The organism is Mycobacterium ulcerans subsp. shinshuense (genome assembly GCF_002355775.1).
Taxonomy (GTDB): Bacteria; Actinomycetota; Actinomycetes; order Mycobacteriales; family Mycobacteriaceae; genus Mycobacterium; species Mycobacterium marinum.
The window spans coordinates 2,816,301-2,828,886 of record NZ_AP017624.1 but is presented as its reverse complement, the minus strand read 5'-3'; the positions used below and the strand labels follow the sequence as shown (position 1 = coordinate 2,828,886).

At 63.3% G+C, this 12,586-nt stretch carries 11 protein-coding genes and 1 pseudogene; 7 read left to right on the top strand and 5 right to left on the bottom strand.

The annotated features are described in order from the left end of the window. Nucleotides 1-36: 36 nt before the first annotated feature. Together SHTP_RS12635 and SHTP_RS12630 are read right to left on the bottom strand one after the other, a co-directional pair. Nucleotides 37-642, bottom strand: coding sequence for a hypothetical protein (locus SHTP_RS12635; protein ID WP_096370776.1), 606 nt, complete (start codon nucleotides 640-642; stop codon nucleotides 37-39). A gap of 90 nt (nucleotides 643-732) precedes the next feature. Then, nucleotides 733-1,257: a hypothetical protein gene (locus SHTP_RS12630; protein WP_231991427.1), complete on the bottom strand. Its 525-nt coding sequence runs from the start codon at nucleotides 1,255-1,257 to the stop codon at nucleotides 733-735. 155 nt (nucleotides 1,258-1,412) lie between these two features. On the opposite strand from SHTP_RS12630, the gene SHTP_RS12625 reads away from it, so the two are divergent. Further along, on the top strand, nucleotides 1,413-2,846 hold the full coding sequence (locus tag SHTP_RS12625) for a sulfatase-like hydrolase/transferase (RefSeq protein ID WP_231991425.1): 1,434 nt from the start codon (nucleotides 1,413-1,415) through the stop codon (nucleotides 2,844-2,846). A 184-nt stretch (nucleotides 2,847-3,030) separates the two neighbouring features. After that, entirely contained in the window at nucleotides 3,031-3,702 is a 672-nt protein-coding gene (locus SHTP_RS12620) for a GAP family protein (protein ID WP_231991608.1), read from the top strand. Nucleotides 3,703-3,738: 36 nt separating this feature from the next. On the opposite strand, the gene SHTP_RS12615 is transcribed toward SHTP_RS12620, so the two are convergent. Further along, nucleotides 3,739-4,590, bottom strand: coding sequence for a bile acid:sodium symporter family protein (locus tag SHTP_RS12615; RefSeq protein ID WP_231991607.1), 852 nt, complete (start codon nucleotides 4,588-4,590; stop codon nucleotides 3,739-3,741). A 75-nt stretch (nucleotides 4,591-4,665) separates the two neighbouring features. Next, nucleotides 4,666-5,664 (bottom strand): annotated as a pseudogene (locus tag SHTP_RS12610) (antibiotic biosynthesis monooxygenase). Between the two features lie 350 nt (nucleotides 5,665-6,014). Here SHTP_RS12610 and SHTP_RS12605 point away from each other — a divergent pair. Further along, a complete protein-coding gene (locus tag SHTP_RS12605; protein ID WP_172900543.1) occupies nucleotides 6,015-7,403 on the top strand; it encodes an 8-oxoguanine deaminase in 1,389 nt (462 codons plus the stop codon). Between the two features lie 421 nt (nucleotides 7,404-7,824). On the opposite strand, the gene SHTP_RS12595 is transcribed toward SHTP_RS12605, so the two are convergent. After that, the gene (locus SHTP_RS12595) at nucleotides 7,825-8,556 is read right to left on the bottom strand and encodes a peroxiredoxin (RefSeq protein WP_020725361.1); all 732 of its coding nucleotides are present in this window, start codon (nucleotides 8,554-8,556) and stop codon (nucleotides 7,825-7,827) included. 177 nt (nucleotides 8,557-8,733) lie between these two features. Between SHTP_RS12595 and SHTP_RS12590 the strand changes: the two genes are divergently transcribed. From SHTP_RS12590 to tpx, 4 genes are all read left to right on the top strand, one after another. Then, the gene (locus SHTP_RS12590) at nucleotides 8,734-9,606 is read left to right on the top strand and encodes an alpha-L-fucosidase (RefSeq protein WP_231991423.1); all 873 of its coding nucleotides are present in this window, start codon (nucleotides 8,734-8,736) and stop codon (nucleotides 9,604-9,606) included. A 61-nt stretch (nucleotides 9,607-9,667) separates the two neighbouring features. Continuing rightward, complete coding sequence (locus tag SHTP_RS12585) at nucleotides 9,668-10,870, top strand: ISAs1-like element IS2404/ISMul1 family transposase (protein ID WP_420811867.1); 1,203 nt, start codon at nucleotides 9,668-9,670, stop codon at nucleotides 10,868-10,870. Nucleotides 10,871-10,913: 43 nt separating this feature from the next. Beyond that, the gene (locus tag SHTP_RS12580) at nucleotides 10,914-11,996 is read left to right on the top strand and encodes a radical SAM protein (RefSeq protein WP_096370773.1); all 1,083 of its coding nucleotides are present in this window, start codon (nucleotides 10,914-10,916) and stop codon (nucleotides 11,994-11,996) included. Between the two features lie 87 nt (nucleotides 11,997-12,083). After that, on the top strand, nucleotides 12,084-12,581 hold the full coding sequence (gene tpx / locus SHTP_RS12575) for a thiol peroxidase (RefSeq protein ID WP_096370772.1): 498 nt from the start codon (nucleotides 12,084-12,086) through the stop codon (nucleotides 12,579-12,581). Nucleotides 12,582-12,586: the final 5 nt, after the last annotated feature.

The window sequence follows — 12,586 nt, the reverse complement described above, 5'->3', positions numbered from 1 at the left end:
CCGGGGGCCGCAACGCATCTCGCACCACCAGCGATATCACGGCCGAATGTCCGTGTACTGCAGGGTGTAGCCGTCGCTGGAAAACGTGAAGCCTTGTGCGCTCGCTTCACTTGCACAGGAGACACCGACGGATTCCTGAAAGTTGCACCGGAAACCGGCCGCATCGAGGACTTCGTTGAAGGGCAGAACCTTCGCCGGCTCAACGGTCGCAAAGGATTGTGCCTTGCTCAGCACGGCGAAGTGCGCCTCACCGGTCTCCTCGACCACGATCGCATTCGGCGCGTCGGTAGTCCCATCGGAGTTGGTCACCGTGTCTGGCGCACCGTGGATCCCGATCGCCGAACCACTGGCAGACTGACAACCGGCCTGGACATGGGGCAGGATCGCGCAACGCCAGCGACCGCTGGGCGACTCGAAGTAGTAGCCCGCGCGAGCGTTGCCGGTGTCCAAGAAGTAGTCGGCCGCGTTCGCCAGCTGCAGATTATTACTGGGAGTCGGCAGTGTGGGCGTAGAAATCGTGGTGCCGGTTGGCGCCGGAGAGCTCTCTCCGGTGGTAACGCCCGGCCCATCGCCACACCCCGCCGTGCTCGCCAACAACAGAATTGCTGCCCATCTCCCGACGCCGGTACCGCTGATTCGCATACGGCCATGGTGGCATTACCGCGCCCAAGGCGGCCCCGGCTGGTCGAGCCGACGGTGCTGAACTTCGCACCGGCATGCGGTCGTGCGCTTTCACAGACTCGTCGCCTGCCCCATGATCAGCGGCGGTGGCGCCCCGGCGTGCGGATCGGCGCTGGCCTTGTAGAACGCCGGCAATGCGCCGGCCGCGGCGACGTATTCGGCATCAAGTTTCACCCGATACCACTGGATACCCATCGATGCAGACATCTGCGGGTCGGCGCTTCCGACGTTGACGATCTCGGTGACCCGCACGCACCTCACACGTTGGTCCATGCGTAATGAGAACTGCGCCAGCCCGTCTCGGTCGTGATCCGGCGATGTTGCGCCATAAATCGCACGCATCGGCCGGCCCAGGTACCCCCAAGCCGCGCCGTAGTCGCGGTCGTTGACCGCGTTGAAGTAGTCCACGATCACCCGCTCGCCTTCATCAACGGGCCTGGTGACAGGCCTGCCGCCGGCGCATCCGACCTCTGCCGATGGCCGCCCGCACAGCGGGTAGCCGGCTCCGAACAGTGCCGTCACCGCGACCAATGCCGCACCGGCCGCGAGCCTGCCTCGCTTCCGTGAAGGGCCCACGGCAACCACGATAGGGCCGTGGTGCGAGCGGGCAGGCCCGCACCGTGCCGGTCAAACAGCAACCGTTCTAGGGACCCCAGGGCTCCGGGACCCAACTAACACCACGACCCGAACAAATTCCGGCCTGGGCGGACTACGACGATCGGTACAAGCCGGTGGCGCGTCGCCTGATGGAGGTTTATGCCGGTTTTCTGGCCCATACCGATGCCCAGATAGGCCGTGTCGTCGATGCGATCGACGACCTGGGGCAGTGGGAAAACACCTTGTTCATCTACATCTGCGGCGACAACGGCGCCTCGGCCGAAGGAACGGTGCACGGCGCCTGGAGCTCTCCTTCGTTTCAAAACGGGTTGCCCGAGGACCCCGAATGGCTGCTGGCCCACTTGGCCGATTTCGGCACGGCGCGCTGCGAGAACCACTACAACGTCGGCTGGGCCTGGGCGTTGGACTCACCGTTTCAGTGGATGAAACAGGTGGCATCCCATTTCGGCGGAACTCGCAACGGGATGGCCGTCTCCTGGCCCCGCGGGATTACCTGCGCGGGGGAGCAGCGCAGCCAGTTTCACCACGTCATCGACGTCGTTCCGACGATCTTGGAGGCCGCCGGAATCGAGATGCCCGAGCGCGTCAACGGTATCGAGCAGGAGCCGATCGAAGGTGTGAGCATGCGCTACTCCTTCGACGAGGCCGATGCCCACAGCCGACGCCGGACCCAGTATTTCGAGATCTTCGGCAATCGCGCCATCTATCACGAAGGTTGGATCGCGTCCTGTTTCCATGGCCGGCTGCCGCGGGTCCGCACCCAGCGAACCAACCCCTTCGGCGACTCCGAGCGCTGGGAGCTCTATCACCTCGCCGACGACTTCAGCCAGGGGGTAGATCTCGCCGAGCAATACCCGGACAAGCTCGCCGAGCTGCAGGCCGTGTTCGACACCGAAGCGCGCAAGTACGACGTCTACCCGCTCAGCGACGCCACGCTGGCCCGCGCGCTGCCCGCTAACCGGCCGAACCTGCTCGCCGGCCGCACCTCGGCTACTTATTACCCCAGCCATGTGCGGATCCCCGAGACCTCGACGCTGCCCTACACCAGCACCTCATTCGAACTGCGGGCGCAGCTGCAGATCCCACGCGGCGGCGCCCAGGGGGTGGTCATCTGCATCGGTGGGTCAATGGGCGGGTGGAGCCTGTATCTGCAAGACGGCATCCCCACGTTCGCCTACAACTACTTGGGCCACGAACTCACCACGGTCGCCGCCACCGATCCGCTTCCCGAGGGCCAGATAACCCTGGCGCTTTCGTTCGACTACGACGGCGGGGGACTGGGGAAGGGCGCGTTGGTCACCTTGCTCGTCGACGGCACCACGGTGACCAGCGGACGCGTTGAGCAGACGGTTCCGTTCCGATTTTCAATGAGCGGAGAAACCCTCGATGTTGGACTCGACACCGGCTCACCCGTCGCGCCCTACGAGCACAGTTTCCCGTTCACCGGCCGTATCCACCGGATCGATGCCAGTGTGAGCCCGCGTCCGGCCGACCTTGCCGCCGCCCTTTCCGACATCGAGATGCGCGCGGCACTGGGCTCCCAATAGATCGCGCTGGTCGGTGGCCTACACCGCACCCGTCGGTGATCAGCGGCAACGCACCCACCGCGTTGCCGTGCTGCCTGAAGCGCTCGCATCGTTAGTGGCTCAAGTTTCACAACCGAACGTGGACACCGGCGCCAGGTTTGGCCCCATCGGCGCGCCGGCTGGTTATTCTCACCCGGTGTCCGCCATGTGGAGCAGCCTGCTGCCGTTGATTCTTGGCAGTCTGCTGGAACCGATCGAACTTGCCATAACCATCATGCTGCTGGGCACGCCCGCGCGTACTCGAACCGCCGGCGCTTGGATCGCCGGCCATGGCTGCACACGTCTACTGCAGGGCCTGGTCTTCGGCACCATCCTGCACTGGGGAGCTCGCCGCTCTGCACCCAACCACGCGCACCACTGGATTGTGTCGACCGTCCTTCTGATCGTGGCGCTGATATTTCTGGTCACCGCGGCCCGAGAGTTCTTCGACGATAACGACCCGGAGGCGCCACCGCCCAAGTGGATGGCGATGCTGATGTCGGCGACACCCACCAGGGCGTTTCTCATCGGCGCGGGCCTGGTGACCGTATCGGTGAAATCGTGGGTCTTCACGCTGGCGGCGATCAGCGTGATCGGCAACGCGGGACTGCCACGAGTCGGCAACATGGCTTCCTACGTGCTTTTCGTGTTGCTTGCCCTGAGTACAAATCTGCTCGTGGTAGCCATGGCCGCACTGTTCCCTGATCAGTCGCGCGCCCTGCTGGACCGGATCCAGCGCTGGCTGCAGGACAACGACAGACCGATCATGATCGTGGTGGGATTGGGGTTTGGGATCTGGTTCGGATTCAAGGCCCTGCACGGCCTCGGGGTGATCTAGATCCCGCAGCCCAGCGATGCGCCAACGGACGGCCAGTCACGATGGTGAGGTGACCGCGCGTCGGCGCGTCCACAACGTATAGAGCATCCCCAACACCGCGGTGAGCAAACCGTAGAGCGCCACGGCGGCGCGCTCGTCAGCGTTGGGAAAATTGGCCGACGCGATCGCCAACGCGGTCGCGGGATGGCGGCAGCTGCTGGCGAACGCCAACACCGTCGACGATTCCCGGTCGGGGCCGCCCAAGAGATGACCAATGGCGAAGGTGCCAGCGATGAATGCCAACATGGCCACCAAGGTCGATTCACCGATGAGCTTCCACATCTCGGGCGCAGCTGAGATCAGCAGCGCAATCATTGCGATCGGCAGCACCCACTTCTGCGCGCGCTGGATGGGTGGCGCGATGCGGGTTGCCGCATCCGGCCAGCGCGCTCTGATCGCCATCCCGGCGCCCAGCGGGACCAGCACAGATATGGCCATCAGCTCTCCGATGGCCCCGGGTCTGGAGACGAGTTGGCGCCCGAAGATGTCATCGAGCAACATCGCGGCCACGGTTAGCACGGGAACGACGAGGACGGCGAGGATGATGACCAGACCCAGGGCGTACTGAACGTGCCCGCCCGCTTTTTCTCCGCGACGCGGCAACAACGGGGGCAGCGGTGACAACGACAGTGTGACAAGCGCAATCGCAATTTGTGGACGCAGCTCCAGCAAGCGAACGAGCAGTATTGCTAGCACGGGTGCAACGATCAGCACGGCCAACACCGAACGGGCCAGCAGACCCGGGCGTCTCAGCACATAAAGCACGTCGGAAAAGTGTGCTGTCAACCCGTAGCCGAGGATCACCACGAACAGGCTCAACTGAAAGGCGATCTTCGCCGCTTCGACCATCGTCACCGCGCCAGCTTGCCACGACCGGCAGATCGGTGAGACCTGAATGCGTTGCCGGCTAAAGCAATAGCGAGCCTATGGGTGCCAAAGCCGGACCGTAACCAGGTAGAACACCACGGCCCAGGCCCCGTTGACCAGCACCACCAACAGCATTCCGCCGACGTTGGTACGCGGCTGACGAGCGCTGGCCTTCGGCCTGAGCCACCACCCGATGATCGGCATGCTGTAGTAGGGCATGGTGATGTAGCTCATCACAAAGCTCGACAACAGGTTGCCCACCAGCATCCCCAACCACAGTGGCATGCGCAGCGAACTGAGCAGCATCGTCAACAACACCACGGTGGGGTAGAGCCCTAACCACACCGCCACCGAAGTCTTGAAATCCGAAGGTGGCGGGGCTGTCTCGTCACCGAGTACGAACCAGCTGCCGAATGACTGATCGATCTTGCGCATCTTGTAGTCCCGGAAGTGCGGGTGGTGCATGAGCTGCTTGCGCGCCTCCGACGTCAGCCAGGCATCCAGATGCTCGGCGGTGTCGAATCGATAGCAGATTGTCCACTCGTCTTGGATGCCAGCGGCCGGGCGGAACATCTCGGCACCGCGAAAGCCCGCGAACTTGCTTTCGGCTGCCACGATGTCCTTCTGTCAAGCCAGGAACTCATCCACCCGTTCTTCGGGAACCCGGTGCGACACAACGACGGTCATCAGCGCGTCATCAGCCTCGGTACTGCGTGCGATCACCTGACAGCTGGCTGGTCCGGCAAAAATCCCCGCCGCCTCACTGACCATGAGCTGGCGGCTGGAACTGTCCAACCAACTTTTCGCGTTTGGAGCCGAATCGAAGCGATAGACGGCAATCCACTCGGACTGCGCCCCGCCGGGTGGCCGCAGCTCGGAGCCGAGGTAGCCCGGATAGTGCGAAAGCCCCTTGTGAAGCTTCTGCTGCCAAGCGACGTAGTCGTCTTCGCGACCGGAATGTATTGCCTGACCGATGATCACGGTCACCGCGTTGTCACGTGGCGCGACCGCACGGTAGGACCCCGACCGGTCGCCGCCGGGCGCCTTCTGTCCCATCAACAGCTGCCTTCGTTCGCGCTACGGCCCCGGACATCGCCTGGGGTTGAGTCGGAATATCGCAACTCGTGGTTGTGCCCGCCTGCCCGGCCGGCGCCAACCGATACACCGCCCAGCCGAATCGCCATGGCCACGGACCGCTCAGGTGTCATCGTTTGTTCCCGTCAACAACTGTTCCCGCCAACAACAATCGGTTCAGGCCGGTGAACTTCGGCTCAACCCTAGCGCGATGGCGCCACGACGACCGGAAAACAATCCGAAATTGGAATCCAAATTGGTACGGCCGAACCAATTGTGCACCGCTGGAGCATGTTCGAGCTGGTCGTGTCAACGTTACGTAGACCCCTCCCATGTCAACCATTTTGCTCACGCTGATGTTAGAGTGTCGCGTACCCAAACTCGTGATCGACCGCGTATCCATAGCAACCGTTGACCCCAAGGCCGCCGAGTTCTCCGAAGGCCACATCATCGTCGAGGACGATCTGATCGTCGCGGTTGGCGATGGACCCGCGCCCGAGGTCCCCGGCGCAACTGTCATCGATGGACGCGGTTGCCTGACAACTCCCGGATTGGTCAACACCCACGAGCACCTCTATCAGTGGATCACCCGTGGTTACACCCAGAAGGGGACCTTGTTTCAGTGGCTGACCGAGATGTATCCGGTGTGGGGACGCCTGGACGCTGAGCTGGAGTTCGCTGCCGCCAGCGCGGGGCTGGCCGGGCTCGCCCTGACCGGTTGCACCACGACCATGGATCATCACTATGTCTTCCCGCATGCCGGGGGAGACATGCTGGGCGCGGAGATCGCCGCAGCAAAGCGCATCGGCGTCCGCTTTCATCCGACCCGCGGCTCGATGGACCTCGGCGTCGCATCGGGGGGACTCCCGCCGGAGCACACCGTCGAAGACATCGACACGATCCTGACCACCTGCCAAGACGCCGTACGCGAGCACCACGACCCCACGAAGGGCTCGATGGTGCAGATCTCCCTTGCTCCCTGCTCACCGTTTTCGGTCACCGGTGAATTGATGAAGCAGTCCGCGCTGCCGGCCCGCGACCTTGGGGTGCGGCTGCACACTCATCTTTCGGAGACCGTCGAAGAAGACGAGTTTTGTCTCGCCCAATTCGGTTCCCGGCCAATTGATTACGTGGAATCGCTGGGCTGGCTGGGAAGTGACGTCTGGATGGCGCACTGCGTGCACCTGTCCAAGGGCGACATCGCCAAGCTCGCCGCTACCGGAACCGGGGTAGCCCACTGCCCGACCTCCAATGGCCGCTTTGGCGCGGGGATCGCCCCGATCCCCGAACTGCTGGCCGCCGATGTCGCGGTCGGATTGGGCGTGGACGGCGCCGGCGCCGAACACCGTGGGCTGGCCAACGAAATGCGCCAGGCCGCGCTGGCGGCCAGATTCCGACTGGGCCCGCAGGCGCTCGACGCGCGCGAGGCCTTGTGGATGGCGACCGTTGGCGGCGCCCGGTGCCTGGGCCGCGACCAAGACCTCGGGTCCCTCGAGGTCGGCAAGCTGGCCGACATCGCACTCTGGCAGCTGGACGGGCTCGGCCATTCCGATGTCGAAGACCCGGTATGGGCGCTGATCTATGGTCCGCCTGCGCCGTTGCGGCTACTCCTGGTGGGTGGAAACACCGTCGTCGAAGACGGCGAGTTGCGCACCGCCGACACCGAGACCTTGGCAACAGACGCCAAGAACGCCGCGGTGACTCTGCGGGAACGCGGCTAGGCCTGGCCGGCGCCGGCCACTGAGCCCCTCGGCGGACCTGCCAGTAGCCCTCAGATCCCTTTTGACGCAAATCCATTGGGAGCTGTGGGATCCGGGGGATCCGGCTAGCCGCAGCCCGTGCCCGTCGCCGAATGAGGAACGCCGCCAATGCCGAGTTAGGGCCGCTTGGTGCTCAGTCGGCGACGGACGGCGCAGGACCCAGCTCGGCAGCGGGTTGGCACCCCAAGTCATAGGGGTCATCGTCGGGTACTTCCCGACATGTTGGCCGACTCGGCGCGCGCGGGGGGGGTCGTTGCGTTCGCGGGGGCCGCAGCGCTCCCGCTCCGGCGCGGGCCGGCTGGCTCTCGGCATTTCGCTGACTCGTCCATGGTCGTCTCACCCATCTGGCCCGCGGCTTTTTCGGAACCGATGCCGGCGCCCGTCACGGTTGGGCGCCGGCTGTGATCGCCGACTCGACGGTCTCAGCACTGAGTTCCTTGGTGCAGAAGAACCAGTCTTCGCATTCAACGCCGTCGACCTGACCTTCCATGCGCTCTTTCGCCGTGCCGCACGAGCCCGCGGGGGGCACGATCACCGGGTCACCCGGGCGCCAGTCCGCCGGTGTCGCGACGTCGTAGTGATCGGCAGTCTGCAGGGCCTTGATCACACGAAGGAGCTCGTCGAAATTGCGGCCGAGGCTGAGCGGGTAGTAGATGATGGCCCGGATCGTGCCGGTGGGATCGATGACAAACACCGCTCGTACGGCCTTGGTCGAGTCCTCACCAGGCATGATCATCCCGTACTTGCCGGCGATCTCCATCGAGACGTCCTCGATGAGCGGGAAGTTGACCTGCACATCGTGCATGTCGCGAAAACTGATCTTGTCCTTGATCGTTCGCAACCATGCGATGTGGCTATAGAGCCCGTCCACGGACAGTCCGACCAACTCGGTGTTGTAGGCCGCGAACTGCTGCTGCATCGACGCGAACGTGATGAACTCGCTTGTGCATACGGGGGTGAAGTCGGCCGGATGAGAGAAGAAGATGACCCACTTGCCCGCATAGTCGGCCGGAAAATTGATGGGCCCCTGTGTGGTGACAGCGGTGAACTCCGGAGCCGGATCGCCGATTCGTGGCATGACTGCGGCTGGGGCCGGGGTGTCGGGGATGGTCATCGTGATGATCCTTTCGCGTATCTCAGCCCGTTCAACAAATACCCATAGGGGTATATTTCAAGCCCTCCGAGTTTCCACACATCGGGGTTGTTGATGGCCGGCGCCGCAGCGCGGGGTGACCGCCGACAACCACGATGGGACCAGGCACGATGCCGATAGTGCTAGTAGGGTGCGGGAGTGCCCGAATACCAGCCGACCAAAGACTCGGTCGCCACCCATCGTGTGCCCGACTGGTTTGAGAACGCGAAGTTTGGCATCTTCATCCACTGGGGTCTTTATTCGGTGCCGGGGTGGGCCCCACTCGAGGCCGACACCCAAGAGTTGATGGCCACCAGGGGGCCGGCGTACTGGCTCAAGCACAACCCCTATGCCGAGTGGTACCAGAACACCATCGGAATCCCCGGCAGCCCGTCGCAGCAGTACCACCTCAAGACCTACGGCTCCAACTTCACCTACGACGACTTCAAGCCGATGTTCATCAAGGCGGTCAAGCAGTTCGATCCCGACTCCTGGGCCGATTTCTTTGTCCGGGCCAACGCCCGCTACGTGGTGCTCACCACCAAGCACCACGACGGATTCACCATGTGGCCCAGCCGGCATCCCTACCCGCACAAGGACTCCTGGCATGCCGGCCGCGATCTGGTCGGAGACCTGACCAGCGCGGTCCGCGACCGGGGCATGAAGATGGGCCTTTATTACTCGGGTGGCTACGACTGGACGTTCAACCCGACCGTCATCACCGACCTACCGGGGATGGCATCCTCGCTCGTACAGACCGACGAGTATGCGCAGTACGCCGACAATCACATCCGCGAGCTCATCAACCGGTACCAGCCGTCTGTGCTGTGGAACGACATCGGCTACCCACCCAAGTCGAACCTGGCCGAGTTGTTCGCGCATTACTACAACCAGGTGCCCGACGGTGTCATCAACGACCGGTGGGCGCAGTTGCAGCTCCCCAGGGTCCCCAGGGCTCCGGCGTTGTTGATTAGCAGGCTTGTGAGCTGGGTTGATGATCTTTGGTGCCGCGCTATTGGGGCCGGAGTGTAGGCACGGGCTATCTGGAGAACGATCGAGTTGGTTACTGTTCGTCGTTGGTCTGGAGTTGCCCGTGCCTACCGTTTCAGTATTGCCTGTGTCGTCGGTTCCAGAGGTGTTCGACCGCTGGAGTCCTGGTGAGCGCAGCGAGCTCATCGGATCGGAGTTTCTCGATGTGTTGGCCTCGGTGCCAGACCCGAGGGACCCACGCGGTCGGAGGTATTCGCTGATGGCTTTGTTGGCGATCGCGGTTCTGGCCACTGCCGCGGGGATGCGCGGCTATGCTGGTTTTGCCACATGGGCGGCCACCGCTCCCGATGATGTGTTGGCCCAATTAGGGGTCCGGTTCCGGCGGCCCAGTGAGAAGACCTTCCGCGCTGTTTTGTCTCGGCTAGACCCCGCCGACCTCAACGCCAGGATGGGCAGTTACTTCACTGCACACGTGGCCAGCAGCGACCCCAGTGGATTGGTGCCGATCGCGTTGGACGGCAAGATGCTGCGTGGTGCTTTACGCGCCAAAGCGACAGCCACGCATCTCGTGTCGGTGTTCGCCCACCGTGCCCGATTGGTGCTCGGTCAACTCGCTGTCGCCGAGAAAAGCAATGAAATTCCCTGCGTACGTGCCCTGCTCACGCTGCTGCCGGGTAGCTTGCGGTGGCTGGTCACCGTGGATGCGATGCATACCCAGGTCGTCACCGCGAAGTTGATCTGCGCCACCTTGAAGTCGCACTACCTGATGATCGTCAAGTCCAACCAAGCCAAAATACTTGCGCGTATCACCGCGCTGCCCTGGGCCGAGGTGCCCGCAGCCGCTACCGACGACTCCCGCGGCCACGGCCGTGTCGAGACCCGCACCCTGCAAATCATCACCGCTGCACGAGGAATCGGCTTCCCCTACGCAAAACAAATCATCCGGATCACTCGTGAACGCTTGATCACCGCCACCGACCAGCGCAGCGTGGAGGTGGTCTATGCCATCTGCAGCCTGCCGTTCGAGCACGCCCGCCCTACCGCGATCATGACCTGGATGCGTCAACACTGGGGAATCGAGAACAGCCTGCACTGGATACGCGACGTCACCTTCGACGAAGACCGTCAAAGGGCACATACCGGAAACGGCGCACAGGTCCTAGCAACGCTACGCAACACCGCGATCAATCTGCACCGCCTCAACGGCGCCGACAACATCGCCGAAGCCTGCCGGATCACCGCTTTGACCGCCAACCGCCGCCTAGACCTCCTCAATCCACAATTCCCCAGCTCACAAGCCTGCTAATCAACAACGCCGGAGCCCTGAGCACCTATCGGACCCGACAAGGATGTCAGAGTCGGTCTGGCGGGACGCTTTAGTCGCCATCCGGGACTACGCCGATCTGACGACCCGGCGCTGCGGCTACGACATCCCCGTGGACATCATTTGGCACGGGGGCGAGCCCACACTGTTGCCGCGTGAATACTTTGAACGAGTGTTCGCATTGCAGAGAGAGGTTTTCCCCAGCGACTGGCTACAAAGCCGCCGGGTCAGAAATGTCCTGCAAACGAACCTGTATTCCGTTCGCGACGAGCACCTCGACGTCTTCGAAGAACATGACGTTGAACTGGGTATCTCGGTAGATTTCGCCGAAGGCGTGCGGTTGACGGCGGGAGGCAAGCGGACAGAGGCGGCGGTACGTTCGAACATCCGCCGTCTGCAGGACCGGGGCTTACCCTTCAGCATCATCACGGTGTTGGCTGGGCACACCGTCAGCCAGATTCAGCGCGTATTCGAGGAGATCAGCCAGCTCCAGAAGCCGACACGACTGCTCCCACTGTTCAGCGGTCCCGCGGCGCGTCCGATGAACGGCGTCACCGTCGACAAGTCCGACATCCTCGACGCGTTGATGGTGTTCTTCGACCTGTGGGTCTCGGCCGGTATGACCCCGCGGGTCGATCCTCTTGATCAGTATCTGCGCACCGTGATCCTCAAGCGCATGGGCTTGGAGCGCCCGGGCCAAGACCGTGCGCTGTTGGGTAACGACGTCCTCGTCATCGACCGTGACGGCAGACTCAGCTGCGACGCCTACCGTGAACATGGGGACCTCGGCAATATCACCGAGACGACCATCGAGGACATCGTGGATGGCGCCACCTACGGCTACCTTGTCGCGGAAGAGACAGCACTGAAGGATTCGGTCTGCACGCAGTGCCCGTTCCTCGGCGCCTGCGACACCAGCCCGATCGCACGCAATTTCGACAGCCACATCCTGCAAGACTGCCCGATCGATCGATATATCTTGCCGCGCATCGAGGCCCACCTCGAGGATCGGGGCTTCTTCGACGAACAGTTCAGCACCATGGTCCATGAGGTCACAGCGACCCATGTGGTCGAGGCGTTCGGAGCGCGGGTTTCGTATTCATGCTGAAGGTGTCCTTTGGGCACCAACAGCGGCGGGTCAGCCCGGTCTGGACCTGATCGTGGGTCGCTTTGACGGTCTTGGCAGACTGTGCCCATGGCACAGATAACCCTGCGTGGAAATGCGATCAACACTGTCGGCGAACTGCCCGTCGTCGGATCTCCTGCCCCGGCATTCGCCCTTACCGGTGATGACCTGGGAACGGTGAGCAGCGACCAGTTCCGCGGCAAGGCCGTCGTGCTGAATATCTTCCCGTCCATCGATACACCGGTGTGCGCAACCAGTGTTCGGACCTTCAACGAGCGTGCCGCCGCCAGCGGAGTGAACGTGCTCTGCGTGTCGAAAGACCTGCCGTTTGCGCAGAAGCGATTCTGTGGGGCGGAGGGGATCGAGAACGTGACAAACGCCTCGGCGTTCCGCGACGGCTTCGGTGAGGCCTACGGCGTCACCATCACCGACGGCCCGATGGCCGGACTCCTTGCCCGGGCCATCGTGGTCATCGGCGCCGACGGCAAAGTTTCCTACACCGAACTGGTGCCGGAAATCGCGCAAGAGCCCAACTACGAAGCGGCGCTGGCAGCAGTCGGCACCTAGATCGG

What these genes read in the sequence shown, in the direction of transcription:
- SHTP_RS12620 (WP_231991608.1), top strand. Translation starts at nt 3,031, where the DNA reads ATGTGGAGCAGCCTGCTGCCGTTGATTCTTGGCAGTCTGCTGGAACCG.
- SHTP_RS12635 (WP_096370776.1), bottom strand. Translation starts at nt 642, where the DNA reads ATGCGAATCAGCGGTACCGGCGTCGGGAGATGGGCAGCAATTCTGTTG.
- SHTP_RS12605 (WP_172900543.1), top strand. Translation starts at nt 6,015, where the DNA reads ATGTCAACCATTTTGCTCACGCTGATGTTAGAGTGTCGCGTACCCAAA.
- SHTP_RS12615 (WP_231991607.1), bottom strand. Translation starts at nt 4,590, where the DNA reads ATGGTCGAAGCGGCGAAGATCGCCTTTCAGTTGAGCCTGTTCGTGGTG.
- SHTP_RS12595 (WP_020725361.1), bottom strand. Translation starts at nt 8,556, where the DNA reads ATGACCATCCCCGACACCCCGGCCCCAGCCGCAGTCATGCCACGAATC.
- SHTP_RS12580 (WP_096370773.1), top strand. Translation starts at nt 10,914, where the DNA reads ATGTCAGAGTCGGTCTGGCGGGACGCTTTAGTCGCCATCCGGGACTAC.
- tpx (WP_096370772.1), top strand. Translation starts at nt 12,084, where the DNA reads ATGGCACAGATAACCCTGCGTGGAAATGCGATCAACACTGTCGGCGAA.